General features: G+C 47.7%; 18 protein-coding genes. 2 read left to right on the top strand and 16 right to left on the bottom strand.

Going from position 1 to position 19,142, the window contains the following annotated elements; genetic code table 11:
* Positions 1–67 precede the first annotated feature (67 nt).
* Positions 68–2,476 (bottom strand): VolA/Pla-1 family phospholipase, encoded by a 2,409-nt coding sequence (locus CWI81_RS01100; protein WP_126783399.1) that lies wholly within the window; start codon positions 2,474–2,476, stop codon positions 68–70.
* 181 nt (positions 2,477–2,657) lie between these two features.
* On the opposite strand from CWI81_RS01100, the gene CWI81_RS01095 reads away from it, so the two are divergent.
* Positions 2,658–3,410 carry a YciK family oxidoreductase gene (locus tag CWI81_RS01095; protein ID WP_126783398.1) on the top strand — a complete coding sequence of 251 codons (753 nt, stop codon included), beginning with the start codon at positions 2,658–2,660 and terminating at the stop codon, positions 3,408–3,410.
* A 23-nt stretch (positions 3,411–3,433) separates the two neighbouring features.
* Positions 3,434–4,507: a WD40/YVTN/BNR-like repeat-containing protein gene (locus CWI81_RS01090; protein WP_126783397.1), complete on the top strand. Its 1,074-nt coding sequence runs from the start codon at positions 3,434–3,436 to the stop codon at positions 4,505–4,507.
* Positions 4,508–4,511: 4 nt separating this feature from the next.
* On the opposite strand, the gene nqrM is transcribed toward CWI81_RS01090, so the two are convergent.
* The 15 genes from nqrM to CWI81_RS01015 all read right to left on the bottom strand — a co-directional run bounded on the left by nqrM (position 4,512) and on the right by CWI81_RS01015 (position 19,065).
* Positions 4,512–4,724 carry a (Na+)-NQR maturation NqrM gene (gene nqrM, locus CWI81_RS01085; RefSeq protein ID WP_126783396.1) on the bottom strand — a complete coding sequence of 71 codons (213 nt, stop codon included), beginning with the start codon at positions 4,722–4,724 and terminating at the stop codon, positions 4,512–4,514.
* Positions 4,725–4,735: 11 nt separating this feature from the next.
* Complete coding sequence (locus CWI81_RS01080) at positions 4,736–5,776, bottom strand: FAD:protein FMN transferase (RefSeq protein WP_198678629.1); 1,041 nt, start codon at positions 5,774–5,776, stop codon at positions 4,736–4,738.
* Between the two features lie 3 nt (positions 5,777–5,779).
* The gene (nqrF, locus tag CWI81_RS01075) at positions 5,780–7,006 is read right to left on the bottom strand and encodes an NADH:ubiquinone reductase (Na(+)-transporting) subunit F (protein WP_126784431.1); all 1,227 of its coding nucleotides are present in this window, start codon (positions 7,004–7,006) and stop codon (positions 5,780–5,782) included.
* 45 nt (positions 7,007–7,051) lie between these two features.
* Positions 7,052–7,660: an NADH:ubiquinone reductase (Na(+)-transporting) subunit E gene (gene nqrE, locus CWI81_RS01070; RefSeq protein ID WP_126783395.1), complete on the bottom strand. Its 609-nt coding sequence runs from the start codon at positions 7,658–7,660 to the stop codon at positions 7,052–7,054.
* Between the two features lie 5 nt (positions 7,661–7,665).
* The gene (locus CWI81_RS01065; protein ID WP_126783394.1) at positions 7,666–8,298 is read right to left on the bottom strand and encodes an NADH:ubiquinone reductase (Na(+)-transporting) subunit D; all 633 of its coding nucleotides are present in this window, start codon (positions 8,296–8,298) and stop codon (positions 7,666–7,668) included.
* Positions 8,291–9,067 carry a Na(+)-translocating NADH-quinone reductase subunit C gene (locus CWI81_RS01060; RefSeq protein ID WP_126783393.1) on the bottom strand — a complete coding sequence of 259 codons (777 nt, stop codon included), beginning with the start codon at positions 9,065–9,067 and terminating at the stop codon, positions 8,291–8,293. The genes CWI81_RS01065 and CWI81_RS01060 overlap by 8 nt, the downstream gene beginning before the upstream one ends.
* Positions 9,060–10,262 (bottom strand): NADH:ubiquinone reductase (Na(+)-transporting) subunit B, encoded by a 1,203-nt coding sequence (locus CWI81_RS01055; RefSeq protein ID WP_126783392.1) that lies wholly within the window; start codon positions 10,260–10,262, stop codon positions 9,060–9,062. The genes CWI81_RS01060 and CWI81_RS01055 overlap by 8 nt, the downstream gene beginning before the upstream one ends.
* Positions 10,263–10,264: 2 nt before the next feature.
* Positions 10,265–11,605, bottom strand: coding sequence for a Na(+)-translocating NADH-quinone reductase subunit A (locus tag CWI81_RS01050; protein ID WP_126783391.1), 1,341 nt, complete (start codon positions 11,603–11,605; stop codon positions 10,265–10,267).
* 175 nt (positions 11,606–11,780) lie between these two features.
* On the bottom strand, positions 11,781–12,959 hold the full coding sequence (fabV, locus tag CWI81_RS01045; RefSeq protein ID WP_126783390.1) for an enoyl-ACP reductase FabV: 1,179 nt from the start codon (positions 12,957–12,959) through the stop codon (positions 11,781–11,783).
* Positions 12,960–13,044: 85 nt separating this feature from the next.
* Positions 13,045–13,341 (bottom strand): BolA family protein, encoded by a 297-nt coding sequence (locus CWI81_RS01040; RefSeq protein ID WP_198678646.1) that lies wholly within the window; start codon positions 13,339–13,341, stop codon positions 13,045–13,047.
* An 11-nt stretch (positions 13,342–13,352) separates the two neighbouring features.
* Entirely contained in the window at positions 13,353–13,835 is a 483-nt protein-coding gene (locus CWI81_RS01035; RefSeq protein WP_126783388.1) for a hypothetical protein, read from the bottom strand.
* Positions 13,836–13,895: 60 nt separating this feature from the next.
* A complete protein-coding gene (locus CWI81_RS01030) occupies positions 13,896–14,417 on the bottom strand; it encodes a PqiC family protein (RefSeq protein ID WP_126783387.1) in 522 nt (173 codons plus the stop codon).
* The gene (gene pqiB / locus CWI81_RS01025; RefSeq protein WP_126783386.1) at positions 14,407–16,035 is read right to left on the bottom strand and encodes an intermembrane transport protein PqiB; all 1,629 of its coding nucleotides are present in this window, start codon (positions 16,033–16,035) and stop codon (positions 14,407–14,409) included. The genes CWI81_RS01030 and pqiB overlap by 11 nt, the downstream gene beginning before the upstream one ends.
* The gene (locus CWI81_RS01020) at positions 16,032–17,279 is read right to left on the bottom strand and encodes a PqiA/YebS family transporter subunit (protein ID WP_126783385.1); all 1,248 of its coding nucleotides are present in this window, start codon (positions 17,277–17,279) and stop codon (positions 16,032–16,034) included. Before CWI81_RS01020 ends, pqiB begins: the two co-directional genes overlap by 4 nt.
* Positions 17,251–19,065, bottom strand: coding sequence for a cation:proton antiporter (locus CWI81_RS01015; protein WP_126783384.1), 1,815 nt, complete (start codon positions 19,063–19,065; stop codon positions 17,251–17,253). Before CWI81_RS01015 ends, CWI81_RS01020 begins: the two co-directional genes overlap by 29 nt.
* Positions 19,066–19,142: the final 77 nt, after the last annotated feature.

Here is a 19,142-nt window from a genome sequence, read left to right as displayed (position 1 = left end):
CCCCGATTATTATAAAAAAAGGTCAGCAAATGCTGACCTTTTTTACGCATCCAAATAACGTTTGGACTTAGTCAACAACTTCTTCGTTTGTGACCGGTAATGCTAACATATCGGAACCAAACCAGCTGAAGATTTGAGTTTGCATCTCCGTGGTTGCTGCCGCAGATGCACTTGGGTCAACCAGTGAACTATGGCCGCCAGCACTAAAGCGGACTGCCCCAGAAACTGGTGAACCGTCACTAGACTGAACCGTTGACGAAACCGACGGTAACTCCATCAAGCGAATGAGTGGCTCAGTACCCGCTAACGGCTTGCCTTGAACCGCGTTTGGAATAACTGAGTCGCCTAACGCTTCAATTAAGTGAATCGGAGTTTCAGTTGCAACCACGCCAGCTGAATAGTTAACCGGGTCTGCCGAATCGACTACCGCTTGCGCAGCGAACGCGAACTGTTCAAAGGTTGCGTTGATCTGTGCTTGCTGTGCTGCCGACGCATTTGCAATAAATTGCGTATACACCTCAGCTAACAACTCACTAAAGCCTTCGCCGCCCGGGTTAATGCCAGCAGCTTCAGCCTGTTGATTTACGGCCGCAGCAAACTCTTCACTGGCCGAATACAACAGTTGGCTCTTAATTGGAACTTCAAACGAACCAGACGCTAACAAGAAGTTTCCGACACTGCCGCCAGGCATACCCAGTGATGACGCCTGAACCTGGAACATTGGGTTAAACGGCGCTAAGTCAGTATTTTCGAATGGCGTGTTTGACAGTGCGGTAAAACCGACCCCTGCGATTGCGCCCAACGAATGACCAACAAAGTGAACGTCTTGTCCATTTAACTGCGCACCATCGCTTGCAACAAAGTTATTCAAGCCCATACGCAAACCAACCAGGTCGGCAATAGACTGACGAAGATTATCGCGCGCACCCAACAGGTTTTGCAGATTCATATACGCAGTTGCTGTCTCCGGGCTTGATGCGTTAATTGCGCCAAAGCCACGATCACCGTGTAATGGGTGGTCAATCGCTACGGTAGCGAAACCGGCCGCGGCCAGCGACCCAGCGATACCCGCTGCGTTGGTTTTTTCACCCGTAATACCGTGCTGAAAAATCACAACCGGCCAGCCATTTTCCGGCATTGCCATAGGCGCCATGCCTTGTTGCTGACGCAGTCCGTTAACTACTGCAAGGTCTGGAATCGTGATAAAGGCCGGTACATCCAAAGTATCCTGAACCTGCGGAATCGGATTGTACTTGGTCAGGTGACGCTCGTTATCTACGCCCGGAAAATCAAAACAGTTATAAGGTGGTAGTAACTGCATTGGGTCTTCCATGGCTGCCGGTGGAATACCTGCGCCGGCCGGATCAATCAGGCCTTGCTGTACAGCTCCAAGGATCGATGCCGGGCTATCACAGGCAGCCATCCAGCGACCGTCCAGCGGGGCTGTTGGGTTTTCTGCGCTGGGTAATGGAGAGTAATAAGGCAGATTTACCTTACCGCTATAGACCGTTGCAGCTTTCGCGATGGCTAAAGTTTGCGGATCTTCGACATCAAAAGGGTCCGATTCTAATACCACATCCAAGCTGTAACCTGCTGGCTTCGCCGTAACTTCTGGCACTTCCGGTGCTGTATAGTTTGGAGTTTGCGCAAATATACCTGCCGCGCTACCCGCTAATGTTTGCTTCGCCGCGCCTAGAGCATCACCAACTGATTGAGTCGTGAAGTTCGAGGTGTAAACAAGCTGTTCTGCATCAACACCTGCCTGTGCAAGAGCACCTTCGTAGCTATTAATTAAGCGCTGCAAACTGACGGCGGATTCATCACCAGAGACTGGGTCAGTATCGGCTGGACGTTTCATTAGCGTGTAGGTTTGTGACGGTTTTACATCACGCCCTAATGAATCCTGAATATTGGATGTCAATGCAACGATATAACCCGTCGCAGGTTTTAATGGTTTTAATGGCACGACAGCGACGGTATCAGCGTCTACCGCGGATACGGTAAAGTCCTGACCATGCACCAGTTCGCCAGTTACCGCACAGGCCGCAGCAGGACTTGCCGCTGCACAGGTCGCATTGACGTCACTGCCACCCTGAATCGTTTCGAAAACTCGAATCGAGCCTTGCGCCTCTAAACTAGAAGCGCTGACCTGCACCACGTCACCATTTTCGTCGCGCGGTAGTGAAAAGTTAAAGGTCATGGTTGGGTGAGTTCCCCAGCCGTCGAGACCATTTAGTGCTACTTGAGGGTCGCTCGTATCAGAGGCATCCGCCACTGGAATGTTAAGTGTTCCATCGACGGTACCGCTTAACAGTATATTGGTTGGAATTGGAATAACGCTATTTGAAGGATCAAACTGCACGCGAGTTGCGGCAACACTGACTTCCGTTTCCGTTAACGGTGCTTCTTCACCGCTACCACAGCCGACCAGACTTAATGCTGATCCAATCGCCAATGGGAGTAATAGTTTTTTCATGTGGATTCCCCAGTCCTTTTTACATTTTTATTATTAAGCCTTTGCTTAAAGATTTTTATACACCTGTATGAATTAAGATTAAAGGCTTTTTCCGGAATTTCTATTCGTTTGCTGAGAAGTTATCCGAATATCAGTACAATAGCTTACACTGACGCTAACAGTCCAATGGAAAAAGACAATTATGCAAATCAAAACTGTTCATGATTATCAGGCTAGCCCTGAACTTTTAAAAAACAAAGTTATTTTAGTCACCGGCGCCGGTGATGGGATTGGTCGCCAAGCCGCGTTAACCTTCGCGGAATATGGTGCCACCGTCATTTTACTGGGTCGGACCGTGGCCAAATTAGAAGCCGTCTACGATGAAATCGAGAACGCCGGCGGTGCGACTCCAGCAATTATTCCACTCGATCTAAAAGGTGCCACCGCACAGAACTATCAAGATATGGCTGCAACCATCAAGGATCAGTTTGGACGTCTTGATGGGTTGTTGCACAACGCGGGAATCCTAAGCATTCTGTCGCCATTCAATCACATCGAAGAAGATGATTTTCGTGATTCGATGCAAATTAATGTCACCGGACCAATGCTGATGACCCAGGCCTTGTTACCCATTATGCAATTAGCCGATAGCGCGTCGTTAGTGTTCACCTCTTCGGGAGTCGGTCGCAAAGGCCGGGCTTATTGGGGCAGCTACTCGGTGTCGAAGTTTGCAACCGAGGGAATGGCTCAGGTTATTGCCGATGAATACTCGACCACAACTATTCGCACTAACGTCATCAACCCGGGTGCTACCCGCACTTCTATGCGCTCAAAAGCTTACCCGGGCGAAGATCCAAAAGCACTAAAAACTCCGTTAGAACTTATGCCGACTTATTTGTATCTAATGGGAGATGAGAGTACAAAGGACAACAACATTTGTTTTGATGCTCAATAGTTTTTTTCAAAGAAGGCCTTAATATGCGAACTAAGCGTTGCCTGAGTAGTGCACTAATCAGTCTGGTTGCGACTATTGCTGCCAGCAGTTCTGTCATAGCGGCAGAACCACCAAAGCTGCAACTCGTCGAGAGTGTGCGCAACCAACACTGGATAGGGATAGCCCCCGTTAGTCGCTCGACTGTCTGGCTGGCCGGTAACAATGGCGCCGTGGCACATACAGAGGACGGCGGTGAGACGTGGAACTACAGTCAGCCGGGCCAAAATGATTTGGAATTTCGCGATATAGAAGCCATCGACAACCGACAGTCTTATGCGATGAGTATTGGCGATGATGGCCAGTCAAAAATCTATTTTTCTGACAACAGCGGTGAAAGCTGGCAGATGAGCTATCGCGGCGAAAACGATAGCTTTTTCAACTGCATGGCAACCTCACCTAACGGCGAAGCCTGGGTGCTGGCGGATAGTGTTGGTGATCAGTGGCGCCTTGCCCGCAGCCCTAGCGGTCGCAACTGGATGAAAGGTGCAGGTGCCATCGGTACTAAACCATTGTCTAACGAATCGGGGTTCGCGGCTAGTGGTAGTTGTGTTCGTTTTAACAATGACACCTGGCTAATGGGAACCGGCAATGCAGATACAGCACGAGTGTTGCGTAAAGGGAGCTTTGGTATTCGCTTTGAGGTTATCGATTCGCCAATGCAGGCTGGTCCTAACGCGGGTATTTTCGCGGTATGGCCAGTTAATGATAAAGAATTCTATATCGCCGGTGGTCATTTAGAGCCCGACGAGAATGACACCGAGCGGCTTTGGTATTATGACGGTCAGCAATTTAATGCGTTGCCTGAGCCACCTTTGCAAGGTGCGCTTTATAGCCTCAGTGTGATTGAGCATCAGGGCCGCTGGCTACTAACTTCAAACCCAACTGGAGCTGCAGCGTTTCATAAGCCAAGCCAACAGTGGTACAAGCTGACTGATGCTAATGTTTGGAATGTTCAATGCCATAGTGACATTAGCTGTTGGCTGGCCGGTAAAGAAGGTTTCGTTGCCAAACTGATTTGGAAACCAGAGCAAGACCGACCAACAAACAAAGAGTTTTAAGCCATCAGTGAATTTGGTTTTGTTTCCACTGCTGCTCTTTTTCCATTCGTGCTTTTCTTTTATCACACGGGTCATCGCAGTCGCAGGCTTTATCCATGCCCAGCGCACCGATGCCCCCGCAACTACCTGAAATGGTCTTGCGCTGCAGCATATAACCAATAGCCATGATAAAGACTACAATTAAGAATAGCGCTAGAGCCAATAAGAAGGTTTGCATCAGAACTCCTGTTACTCCCGAACTTCTAACAGCGGTTTAAAATCAACGCTGGCCCACTCCTGAAAACCATCGTCGGTATTAAACACTAAAAAAGCCGCAATTTGATGTTTCTCTACAAATGCTTTTGCTTTTTCAGTTCCCATCACCAATAACGCTGTTGCGTATGCGTCCGCCGACATTGCGCTATCCGCGTATACACTCACGGAGACCAATTGGTGTTGAATGGGTTCGCCTGTTAACGGGTTAATTATATGTGAATAACGGCGTCCGTTTTCTTGATAGAAATTACGGTAATCGCCTGAGGTCGCTAACGCGCCCTCATTTAATGAGACAATTTCTTGAATCGATCGTTCCGTAGACACTGGCTTTTCAATCGCTAAACGCCATGGTTTACCATCAGGTTTTCCGCCACGAGTACGAATTTCACCACCAATCTCTACTAAATATTGAGTAATATCTAAATCTTCTAATAAGTAAGCTACGCGATCGACACCATAGCCTTTAGCAATGGTCGACAAATCAACGTAGACCTTAGGGTGGGCCTTACTCAATTGATGATTTTCGATGGTCAATTTGTCATAGCCAACATAGGCTTCCAGTGACTCTAATTGCTCTTCTGTCGGCACTTGTTCAGGCTGTCCCTGAGGACCGAAGCCCCACAAATTAACCAATGGTCCTACTGTAACGTCTAGCTGACCGTCAGTTTCCTCTGATATCTCTAACGCTCTCCCGATCACCTTCTCTAACGCTCGGCTAATAACCACCGGTTGCGTCGAGTCATGCTGATTGAAACGCGACAGCTCTGACTCAGGGTCATAAGTTGACATTTGCGCGTTAACTTGTGCCAGCACCGTCTCAACTTTTTTCTGTATTTCTTGCCGGTTATGCCGAGGATCTTTGGTAAACACAGTGACACTGTATGTCGTGCCCATGGTATTACCACTAAACTGGATATTGTTCGGAGCATCCGAGCAAGAGACTAAAAAGGCTAGTCCCAAAAGGACTAGCCAGTATTTAGCCATCACTGAATATTTCAGTATGCGATCAATCATGGATTAACCACCAAAGTCATCCAGCATGATGTTTTCTTCTTCAACACCCAGATCTTTTAGCAAGTTAATGCATGCGGCGTTCATCACCGGTGGACCACACATATAATATTCACAGTCTTCCGGCGCATCATGGTCTTTCAGATAGCGTTCGTATAAGACGTTGTGAATAAAGCCTGTATCGCCGTCCCAGTCATCTTCCGGCTGCGGATCTGACAGTGCAACGTGCCAGTCGAAATTATCATTTTCTTCCGCCAGCATATCGAAATCTTCAATGTAGAACATTTCGCGAACAGAGCGGGCACCATACCAGAAACTGATCTTACGGTCGGTATTTAGGCGGCGCAGTTGGTCAAAGATATGTGACCGCATTGGCGCCATACCGGCACCACCACCAATAAAGATCATCTCAGCTTCCGTTTCTTTGGCAAAGAACTCACCAAACGGACCAGAGATAGTTACTTTATCGCCTGGCTTAAGGCTAAAGATATAAGATGACATTTTACCAGCCGGCAAGCTTAAGTCGTTCGGTGGCGGAGTCGCGCAACGAACGTTCAGCATAATAATGCCTTTTTCCTCTGGGTAGTTAGCCATTGAATAAGCACGGACAACTTCTTCATCAACTTTAGACTCTACGTCTAAGAAGCCAAAGCGTTCCCAGTCACCACGATACTCTGGTGCAATATCAAAATCTTTGTACTTCACATGGTGCGGTGGCGCTTCGATCTGAATATAACCACCGGCACGGAATGGTACGTCTTCGCCCTCTGGCAACTGTACAACGAACTCTTTAATAAAGGTCGCTACGTTGTCATTAGACTTAACCGTACAATCCCATTTACGAATACCGAAGACTTCTTCCGGCAATTCGATTTTCATATCTTGCTTGACGTTTACCTGGCAAGACAAGCGAACACCTTCGCGTGCTTCCCGTTTGGTAATATGATCAAGTTCGGTCGGCAGAATATCACCACCACCTTCTTTTATCGTCACCCGGCATTGGCCACATGAGCCACCACCACCACAAGCAGAAGAAACAAAGATACCCGCGTTGGCCAAAGCTCCTAATAATTTAGTGCCTGGCTGCGTGATAATCTTTTTCTCTTCGTCCTCGTTAATCAGGATTTCTACATCGCCCTGAGGTACCAACTTTGATTTAGCGAACATAATGATCGCCACCAAAATTAATACGATGATGGTAAACATCCCTACACCGAGCGCAATCAGAGTAATATCCATCGATTCGTACCTTTAACTTTTACTGATTCAACACACTGGTTAAAGAGATACGCCGGCGAACGACATAAAGCCCAAACCAATAAGACCTACCGACATAAAGGTTGCGCCTAAACCGCGCAAGCCATCGGGTACATCAGCGTATTTTAATTTCTCGCGAACGGCTGCCAGGGCAACGATTGCCAGACACCAACCAACACCACTACCGATACCGTAAACAACGGACTCACCAAAGTTATAATCACGTTCAACCATGAACGCAACACCACCAAAGATGGCGCAGTTAACAGTAATCAGCGGTAAGAAAATACCCAGCGCGTTGTAAAGTGCCGGAACGTATTTATCCAGTGTCATTTCCAAAATCTGAACTAATGCCGCAATCACACCGATAAAGGTTAAAAAGCGTAAAAAGTTAAGATCGGCGTCAGGGAATCCGGCCCAAGCCAAAGCGCCCGGTGCCAGTATGTTGTGATAAATCAGGTTATTAACCGGTACCGAAATGCCAAGTACCACGATAACCGCAACACCCAAACCAAAGGCGGTTTTTACTTTCTTAGACACGGCCAGGAAAGTACACATACCCAGGAAGAAAGACAACGCCAGGTTCTCTATAAAAATCGCCCGAATAAACAGGTTAATATATTGTTCCATGGCCATTACTCCTTAGGTTCTACTTGTTCTGGACGATAGGTACGCAGTACCCAGATAAAGCCGCCAATAATGAAGAACGCACTTGGTGGCATTAGCAGCAAGCCAACCGGCTCGTACCAACCACCTTCTGAGGCCAATTGGAAAATCTGCACGTCGAACAGGCTACCAGAACCAAATAACTCACGAACAAAGCCTACCACCAGTAGTACGATAGAATAGCCAAGGCCGTTACCAATACCGTCCAACAGTGACATGAATGGTGTGCTTTTTGAGGCATAAGCTTCGGCACGACCCATGACAATACAGTTGGTAATGATCAGGCCAACGAACACCGAGAGTTCTCGGGAGATTTCGTAAGCATAAGCTCTTAATACTTCGTCAACCACAATAACCAAGCTGGCAATGATGGTCATCATTACAATAATTCGTACGCTTGATGGAATATGGTTTCGGATAATCGAAATAAATAAGTTTGAAAAAGCAACAACCACAGTTAGTGCAATACACATAACCAATGTGTTACTCATTTTCGACGTTACCGCCAATGCTGAACAGATACCGAGGATCTGCAAAGCAATGGGGTTGTTAGCAAAGATCGGTCCGAATAATACGGACTTCATTTCTTTTACACTAGCCATTGGTCAGCTCTCCTTTGCGAAGTTTATCAAGTAATGGCGCATAGGCTTTATCACCCATCCAAAAGCTGATTAAAGCGTCAACGCCATTACTGGTCAGTGTCGCGCCTGATAAAGCGTCCACTTCGTGTTCGCTGTCTGCACCACCTTTGACCAAGTCAAACTTCACTTTACCGTCGTCACCGTAGATCTCTTTACCAACCCAGGATTTCACCCAGGAAGGGTTAGTGATTTCACCACCAAGACCCGGTGTTTCAGAGTGTTCGTAGAAATTAACACCGCGCACCGTGTTAAAGTCATCTTCCAGTGAGATTAAACCGTACATGGTTCCCCAAAGTCCCTGACCACGGATATGTAGCACCGCACCATTGCGGTTACCATTTTCATCCGTCACCAAGTAAACTTCGGTCATGTTTTCCATACTACCCAGACCTGCAATATCGTTTGCTTTTTCAAGCTGGGTGCTGGTGTCCGGATCGTTGGCTGCTTTACGGTTATCAAATTCCGCCGGATTTTTATCCTGCATTACCTGATAATCCTGCAAACTAATGACCAACGGTTTAATCCGATCATTATAAACTGCTGGAACATCCATGCCTGTTTCTAGAACGCCGGCTGCATCAAGAATGTTTTGCTGCATTGCCAAAGCTGCATTTTTTTCCTGGAGCGGTTTTAAGCCAACCGCCGCACCAGCAACAACAATAGAGCAAACCAGGCAAAGGGCCAGCACGACTCCAACTGTTTTGCCTAAACCTTCATTATTCTTAGACATTGCGTGCTAACCTCCGTTTGATGTTCGCCTGTATCACAAAATAGTCAAACAACGGTGCAAACACGTTCGCAAATAGAATTGCCAACATAATGCCTTCCGGGAATGCCGGGTTAATGACACGAATCATCACCGTCATAAAACCAATTAACAGACCGTATGCAAATTTGCCGCGATTGGTGAACGACGCAGACACTGGGTCGGTCGCCATAAACATCATAGCGAACGCAAAACCACCGGTTACTAAGTGCCAGTACCATGGCATCGCGAACATTGGGTTCGAGTCGCTACCAATTAGGTTCAACAAGCCGGAGAATGCGACCATGCCGATAAACACCCCGGAAACAATACGCCAGGAAGCAATGCGGAAATAAATAAGCGCCAGACCACCGATCAAAATCATCAGTGTCGACACTTCACCGACCGAACCTTGAATATTACCCAGGAATGAATCCCACCAAAGTTGCGTGTTGTCGTAGCTCAGATTACCAAGTGCCGCCTTACCAAGGTTGGTAGCGCCGGAAAAGCCATCAACTGCAGTCCAGATAGAGTCACCAGACATACTTGCCGGGTAGGCAAAGTACAGGAATGCTCGACCGGTTAGCGCCGGGTTAAGGAAGTTACGGCCAGTACCGCCGAAAATTTCCTTACCGATAACCACACCAAAGGTAATACCTAAAGCAACTTGCCACAGTGGGGTTGTCGCCGGCAGGATTAGTGAGAACAAAACTGAAGTAACAAAGAAACCTTCGTTGACTTCGTGCTTGCGAATTGACGCAAACAATACTTCCCAGAAACCACCGACGATAAAGGTTACTGCGTAAATCGGTAAGTACCAGCAGGCCCCGTACCACATTTTGGCACCCCAGCCAGCGTTAGCACCCAGCTCACCACCAAGTAAGTGGAACAAGCCAACCTGCCAGACATCAGCAAGCTGATAGCCGTCAGCTAATGCTAGTGCGGCTTGGTTACCAACGTTATACATACCCCAGAACATCGCCGGGAAAGTCATCATCCAAACCAGGATCATAATGCGCTTCAAGTCGATGCGATCACGAACGTGAGTGCTGGACTTGGTCACCGTACCTGGCGTGTAAAGAACTGTGGCTACCGCTTCATACAAGGGGTACCACTTTTCGTATTTGCCGCCTTTTTCAAACTGCGGCTCAATACGCTCGAGTGTATCTTTCAAGCTCATGGTTAGCCTTCTTTCTCAATCTTGGTGAGACAATCGCGCAGCACCGGGCCGTATTCGTACTTCCCAGGGCACACATAGGTACACAATGCCAAATCTTCCTCATCCAGCTCTAAACAACCAAGTTGCTGAGCTTCATCGGTATCGCCTGACAACAAGTCACGAAGTAACTGGGTTGGCAGGATATCGAGCGGCATAATACGTTCGTAGTTACCAATAGGCACCATTGAACGCGAGGAACCGTGTAACGAGGTGGTCATGCTAAACAGCTTTTTCGGGTTAAAGTGACCTGCGTATGCCCGAGTAATCGAGTGCAAATCAGAACCTGGGCGAATCCAACCTAAAAACTCTTTGTTGTCGCCTTCTGGAATCACGCTAACCTGAGTATGGAAGCGGCCTAACCACTGATGTTCATCATCAACTTTGTGACCATTAAGCACCGAGCCGGAAATAATCCGGTAGTGATCGCCTTGCAGCTCGCCATCGGTTAACTCACGGATATTGGCACCCATACGAGTACGCAACACACGGGGCTCTTTAACACACTCACCAGCCACGGCCACCATACGGTCTGTGAAAATTTCACCGGTCGTGAATAGCTTGCCGTAAGCCACCACATCCTGGTAACCAATATGCCAGGCGGGACGTTTTAGGCTGACTGGATGGAGGAAGTGCATGTGAGTGCCCACCAAACCAGCAGGGTGTACGCCAGCAAAAGATTCTAGTTGAACCTCAGCGTCACCTGTATCGACCTCTGCATCACCGGCCTTAACGACGAACACTTTGCCGTCAGTCAGGTTGTTGAGTACCTTAAGACCATCAATAAACGCCTGCTTATTTTCATTAATAAACAACGTTGGGTCCATAGTGAGCGGATTGGTGTCCATTGCATTAACGAAGATAGCCGTTGCTTCTGTGTCTAATGCCGGAGCTTTACTGTAGGGGCGAGTTTTAAGTGCTGGCCATTGACCAGACTCAACCAAAATTTCCTGAACTTTGTCGCGACCTAAGGAGTCGAGTTTATCGCTGTCGAATTTATCGAACGTAACTTGTTCATCACCGTCACATTCAATAACAACCGCTTGCAGTACGCGGCGTTCGCCACGCGGAATGTCTTTTACAACACCGGCTGCAGGAGCGGTATATTTTACGCCTGGATTTTTTTTGTCTTCAAAAATCACTTGACCTTTTTTCACACGCTCGTCAACTTTCACGTGCATAGTCGGGCGCATACCAACGTACTCTTCTCCCAGGGTAGCGACCGTCGTCACGGCCTTACCGTCGGATACTTGCTGCTGGGGGGCTCCCTTAATTGGGATATCCAGCCCTTTCTTGATAGTAATCATATGCGTTTGCACTACTCGTTAGGGAAGATTCATCACAACCAGTCACCAGTGACTGGAAACCTGAAAAATCAATAAGTCACCGAACGTGGCAAGGCCTTGGCACTTGCCAACAATCAGTCACTTAAAAACATATTCCACAGTTATCTAGCGGATTTTAACACTTTTTCAGCTGCGCTTACCAGTTAACTTTTGGATTAACATCGGCATCGTAATCAACATTTTCGAAGCCAAAACCAAATAACCGCAAGAAATCCTGATGATAACCTTCGTAGTCCGCCAACTCATGAAAGTTGTCCTGTGTCACTCGATCCCACAGCGCTTCTATTTTCGCCTGAGTGGCTTCATTAGTTTCGTAACCGTCCATATGTAACCGGCCAGCGTCGTCTAGCTCCGGACTATCAGCGTATAAGCCTTCAGTAAATAAGCGATAGATTTGTTCAATACAGCCTTCATGAGTGCCCTCTTCCTTCATCACTTTATAAATTAAGGAAATATAAAGAGGCATTACCGGAATTGCTGAGCTGGCCTGAGTAACCAGAGCTTTTAGTGATGACACATAGGCCTTTAGGTTAATATCCTGATAGGTGTCATCTAAGGCTGAAGACGCTCGATCCAAATCTTCTTTGGCCCGGCCAATTGTCGCATGACCATAGATTGGCCAAGTCAGCTTTTTACCAATGTAGGTATAAGCAGTCGTTTGACAATTCTTTGCCAATACACCGGCATCATGTAACTGCTTGATCCACCGCTCCCAATCTTCACCACCCATAACTTTTATGGTGTTCTCAATGTCTTCGTCAGTTGCTGGATCTAACGTAACTTCGTGCACTTCGTCACGATCGGTATGATAAGTTTTAGTGGTATATTGCTTGCCCACGGGTTTTAGCACAGAACTAAACAGCTCGCCTGTTTCCGGGTCTTTGCGTTTAGGTGACGCTAAGCTATACACGACCAGGTCGATTTTACCCATGTGCTGCTTAATGTAATCAATCGACTGCTGTTTAATTTCGTCGGAAAATGCATCACCATTTATTGAGTGATAGTTAAGGTCGGCTTCTTCCGCTTGTTGATGGAAAGCAGCAGTGTTGTACCAGCCCGCTGTTCCAGTGCGTTTTTCGGTAGGTTCTTTTTCAAAGCAAACACCCAACGTATCAGCTCCACTACCAAACGCGGCAGTTATGCGCGATGCCAGACCATAGCCGGTTGAACAGCCTATTACTAAGACATTTTTAGGACCGTTCTCAATTTTTGGCTGTTGTTTTACCCAGTCCACCTGGCGCTTTACATTTTCTGCGCAACCCACTGGGTGAGAGTTAGTGCAAATAAAACCACGAATCTTCGGTTTGATAACCATATTTACCTTCCCTATCTGAAATTTGTCTCGATTCTACGGGGATTATAGCACTGCAACAAATCCTACCATCGTTACCGACGGCAGTTTAGCCGCCACCCATGCAATTAGGTGAGTCTGGAGCGCCGCATTTTTCGGCCCATTCGTCCGGAGTGTAGGTATGTAATGCTAGCGCATGGATTCGCTGAAGTTCGTCCGCTAATGTTTTATTAACCGCCCGATGTCGCTGTAAAGAGCGTTTACCTTCAAATTGTTCCGTCACCAGGGTTACTTTGTAGTGCGACTGTGCATCGGGTCCATTGGCATGCATATAGCTTTCGTCGTCAACTTGTAAAAAAGCCGGATCAAAAGCCTGCTGTAGCTTGGATTCAATCTGCTCTCGCATCATTCCTCCTGTTACTCGTTGATTACTGCAGTATGACAAATCTCCGGCGCCGCGGCTAATCTCGCCACCGCCGGAAAAAGCTGTTCTGAGACGTCACCTTTAGACTGTTCCGCCGGCAACACCAGATAATAGCGCTGAGCACTGACATTCCCGTCTCGTTGCCATAATAAATAGGATTCACCCGCTAATATCTGCTGAAGCGCCACCAAGCCCTCTTTTCGGTAAGGAGGAAAAGCTGACTGTTCACCGGTCAGGCGCCAGCCATTGAGCTCCATTTCCGAAGCCAGTAACGCCTCATTGGTACGGTTGCGGCAAAAACTAAGTTCAATTACCTGCTGACTTAGCTGCCATTCTTCATTCGGTAAGAGTTGCCTGTCCAGCTTTTGCATGGAAGTATCCAGCCCACTTTCTGCGGGAGCTGACGCTGGCTGGCAGGCTGTCGCAAGCAATGTGGCTGCAATCAATAGCCCGCTGAGTTTTAACGGTAAACGCACGTTTGTGCACCTTGCACTCGCAAAATTTGCAATGAGTATATCAGACCATACTGACCCTGGTCATTCGGAAAGCTGTTGTTTTATATCAGTTAACGCCTTAAGCCAAGCGCTATTCAGCGCTTCAACTAAAGCATCATAACCGTCTTCGGACAGTTCCTGCTTATAATAAAATGACTGTTCTATCGCTGATTGCTGTTCGTATTGATACTCCCAATGCCCGCTAACCACCGCGTTACCGTCGTTGTCACCATAAAAATCCATGACAGTAACCCGCAGCTGACCGGCACAGTCATTCGTCGTTACGTGTCGTTGCAAGCTCTGTTGTAATTGCTGTTCAAGCGAGCCGCCCCAACGATGGTAACGAGCCGCGTGAATTTGGGTATTGCTGCGCTGTAGCAGGATGCCATCGCTAAGCATGAGATCGCTGACCCTAACCTGCCGCGAGTTAATCGAACAAAACCGTTCGGCTTGTTGGTTTAAGAGCGGCAAACGGTAATCGTTAGTTTGCTGCGCTGCTGTGTTTGAACAACCGACAAGCGCTGTGCAACTAATAGCGACTAATGCAACATATTTATTGATCATTGGCTTTCGGCTCCGGATCGGCAATTTTTTCAGATTCAAAGATGAGCGAATTCGGTTGCTCTCGCAACTGTTCCACTAACGGCTTTATATCTCTCGATAACTGCTCAATATTGGACAGCGTACGATGCAATTGACGGCGGGTCTGCGATGATTCATCCACGCTATTCAGCAACTGCTGCAACTGCTCTAAGTTTTTTTGTAGTAACTCTGGTAGCTTTTGTAAACCAGGTTGCTCAACAATATCCGCAACCGAATTGGCCAGCGTCTCTATACGTTCCGCTGTCACTTCTGTGGCCTCCATTGCATCCGTAAAGTCAGTTAAAGATTGTTCTAACGGTAACTGATTAAATTTATCCATTAACTGATTAAGTTTTTCTTCCAGCCGACTAAAGTCACTAACCATTGAAGGCATCACCGGATAACCTGCAAACTTATTGACTCGCAAAGGCGCAGTCGCATCAGGATAAAAACGTAAGTCTACATATAGGGTATTGGTCAATAAATTCGACGCACGAATATTAGCTCGTAACCCCTGCTCAAATAATTCCGGTAACCGCTGTTGCCAATGGTTGATGTCAGTATTCGGCACCAGTCCTTCCAAACGCTCGGGTTCGTATCGTATCAACACCGGTATTTGTTTTAACGGAGCCTTGTCCTCGTCGGTTGGGTTCCAACGTAAAGGTACCTTTAATACGGTCCCGACCCGCACACCTTTAAACTGGACCGCAGCACCCTCTTCCAGACCCGCCACAGATTCGTCTAGCAATAGTGCATAATCAATGCCATTAACAAAGCCCTGCTGACGGGCCGCTTCTTTACTGGAAAACAATTCAAAGCCGCGGTTATCAGCGATCTTGTCTCCACTTGGCTGCCCCTCTGGAACGCCAAAGCTAATACCCGCTCCCAATAAAGATTCAAATGAACCCAGCGACACATCCAGTCCTGAGGAGCTCCAGCGCAGCGAAAGCCCACTTTGTAGCCAAAAACGGGTGTTAGTCGTTAGCAACTCATCATAAGGCGCTTCGACAAAAACCTGATACTGCATAGTTCTGTCATCGACTGAGAACGATACCTTTTCGACCTGGCCAACAGGCACACCTTGGTACTGCACCGTGTCGCCAACGACCACCGAAGAGTTGGCACCACTGGTTAGGGTAATTCTTTGTCCGGGGGTTTGTTGCGGCGTTACCGGTGGTTGTTCCAGTGCCTCAAAAGTGCGTGAGGTTTGCTCAGCAGAGCCTGGCTGCAGCCTAACATAAGAGCCCGACAACAAGGTTGATAAGCCACTCACCCCTTGCCGACCTATACGTGGTTTAACCACCCAAAATTGACTGTCCTCAACCAGCATTCGCTCGGAGTTTTTGTTCATATCAATGGTTAATACCGCCGAGCTTAAATCATCGGTCAGGCTTATTTCGCTGACCAGACCAACATCAACATTACGCACTCTTACCGGTGTTTTGCCAGCTTCGAGCCCCTCAGCATCGTCTAGCAGCACTTTAATTTGTGGGCCCGCACCAGCACTTTCCTGCCAAACCATCCATAGCGCTACCAACAGGGCTAATACAGGAATTAGCCAGATAGGTGATAGCAGATTCTTCATTGCTGATCGGCTCATAAATTCTCTTTGTCCTTAAAAAAACGACGAGTATCAAAGGTCATTGCTGCCAACATCGTTAAAATAACGGTCAAGGCAAATGCCAGTGCCGCATTACCGGGATATACTGACATTAGCTGGCCGCTACGCACCAACGCGACCAATACGGCAACCACAAAAATATCAATCATTGACCAACGGCCAATCCAGTCGGTTACTTTATACAACCACAACCGTTGTTTTAACTGGCGTTTATCTGCCCCTGAAGATGCCCAGAGTAATACCAGTAACACTAAAATTTTTGCGACCGGTATTACTAAGCTAGCAACAAAAACAATAATCGCAATAGGCACATCGCCGCTGCGCCATAGGTCTAACACTCCTGCAATAATAGTCGATGGATAGGTACGCCCCAAATTAGTGGTTTCCATGACCGGTAGCAGGTGTGCGGGAATTAACATTAAAGCTGCTGCAATTAATAGTGCTATGGTCAATTTGCTACCGCGCCAGCGGCTTAACATTAAGCTCTCGCCGCAACGCCAGCAGTGCTCAGCCTGCTTTGAGTTGGGAGCATGACAACAAATACAACCAATTAATCCTTGCGAACTGGCCGTTTGCCCACTGGTTGCCGCCGGTGCCTGTTGCTGCGGCAACAGATGCCAGAGCTGATAACGACTGACTTTATCAGCAACAATTAACAGCATAATCACAAAGGCAATAAAGCTATAAAAACCCGTGTCTAAGGTCACAGACGCCAATCCAGAGATCTTAATCAAAGACACCAGCGCGCCCAGTAAAAAGACATCGGCCATCATCCACACGCGCAGTTGCACCAGCGTTCTGATTAGATAGAGGGTTATTGGGCCTGGCGGCTTAGAGCCAGCCACCAACTGACGTAAAAAGACCCAGCTGACAGCAAGCAGGTACAGCAACGGAATAACAGCGATGGTAAACAATACCAGGATAGCTAACAGTCGTTCATGAAAGTGCATTAATTCACGACTGGTATCCAGTAAGCTCATAGACTGTGTTACGCCGTTTGCAGAATACCCGACAAACGGCAGCCACAAGCTAACCAGCCCCAGCAGCAGTGCCGTTAGTGCTAAAGCTAAAATTGAATTAGCGCTAACCGCCTTACCGCCCGCTAACCGGTGTCCACAGCGCGGGCAGCGAACTGACTTTCTGGTGGTCGCCGATATGTCTACCAACCAGTCACAGTCAGGACAAACTACCCGATTAATTGCTGGAGTTTTGCGGTTCACCATCTTTTTCCGGCGAGATCATTGCAATGATCAACCAACCTGGCATTGGTTTCAAATCTCGCTCCGTAGTAAAGATATGCACTTTCTTTTGCTCATCCAGCGCGAACATTGGCACTGTCCGAGCACCGTATTGCTGCTGATAATCTTCAAAGCTGAAGTTCTCAGTGATTGGCGTCGACTTCATTTTTGCTCCCTGAAAGTGCAAGCTCGCCAACTTCGAGTAAGTAATACTCTCACCAAATAAATTCAGCGTCGTCTTGTAGGATTCGGATAACTGATGACTCGCCCGAAAATCGGACTCTCCGCTATTCAGTCCATGTACCTTATGACTTCCGAACCAATCCTGATAATAAACTGATACTAACGGGTTTAATTGCTTATAGGGCGACATCACCAATAAGCGACCAATGCCGGTTAGATCAATGTTGTTCGATGCATGCTCCGACGCTGGGTTACCGAAGTACACCGGCAAGTTGTCCATTCGCGCCATACGAATGTTTTCCCAGTTGGTATCCGCCAGGCGGACTGCTATATCATGCTCCTTTAAGCTTTTTGCAACAGCTCGTGCCATTTGGTTGGCACCAAAAATTAGAAACCCGCGAGCCGGAGGTTCAATCAGGCCGAGTAATCTGGCCAATGGCTTCGCGGTTAAGCTTTGCAATACCACGGTCGTCATAATGACCACGAACACCAACGGCACTATCGAGTCCGCTCCTTCCCAACCCGATTGTTCCATTTTTAACGCAAAGAGTGCAGAAACAGCAGCTGCAACAATACCGCGAGGAGCTATCCAGGACAGTAGCAGTTTGTCTTTAAAACGCAGCTCAGTACCTATGGCTGAAAGCCACACGGCCAGGGGCCGTACAATAAATAAAATAAACGCCAACAAAATAATCGACGGAACGCCCAAAGCATCGAACTGCACAAAGTCCAGTCGAGCTGCCAGAATAATGAACAGCGCTGAAATCAGCAGGACACTCAAGGTCTCTTTAAACTCGAGGATTTCATCCAGGTTGAGGTTTTTGGTATTGGCCATTGCCATACCCATCACCGTAACCGTCAGCAAGCCAGATTCATGCTGAATGGCGTTGGATAACGCAAATACGCCCAATACAATGGTTAGCGTGGCCACGTTTTGCAGATAGTGCGGAAACCAGCCACGGCCTAATGCCAGACCCAGCAGTTTTGCTGCCGCCCAGCCGAAGAAGAAACCAATACCGATGGTTTTAGCAAACGCTTGCATAGCATGTAAAAAGGCTACGTCCTGGCTAGCAATAATAAATTCGTACACCAATACCGCCAGTAACGCTCCCAGCGGATCGATAATAATGCCTTCCCAGCGTAAAATATTGGCTAACTTATTGATCGGCCTGATAGACCGGATCATCGGTTGAATTACCGTCGGCCCGGTTACCACTACCAGGGCACCGAACAGAGCTGACAGCTCCCATTCCCAGCCCATTAAAAAATGGGTAGCAACGCCAATGGTAACCCAGGTGACTAGCATACCAACACTGACTAAGTTGGTTACCATCCGCCCGTGACCGCGGATTTCGTCAAACTTTAGCGTTAAGCTACCTTCAAATAAGATGACGGCAACCGCTAACGAAACCAGCGGGAACAACAACTGATCAAAAACTTCATCGGGATTTAACCACCCCAGTGTCGGGCCAATTAACAAACCACAAACTAGCAATGGCAAAATCGCTGGTAGCTTTATCCGCCAGGCCAGCCACTGACAGCTGATAGACAACACCCCAATCAATGCCAGTAGGGACAAATCAGACATAACCGCTCCGTGTTAAAGGTACTTGAGCTAAGCATCTTGACTTTAGTCAAAATACAAATGAGAATAGCTATCATTAG

This window comes from Idiomarina seosinensis, from assembly GCF_003987275.1.
GTDB classification, from domain to species: Bacteria; Pseudomonadota; Gammaproteobacteria; order Enterobacterales; family Alteromonadaceae; genus Idiomarina; species Idiomarina seosinensis.
This window is presented reverse-complemented; position numbering and strand designations above follow the sequence as displayed.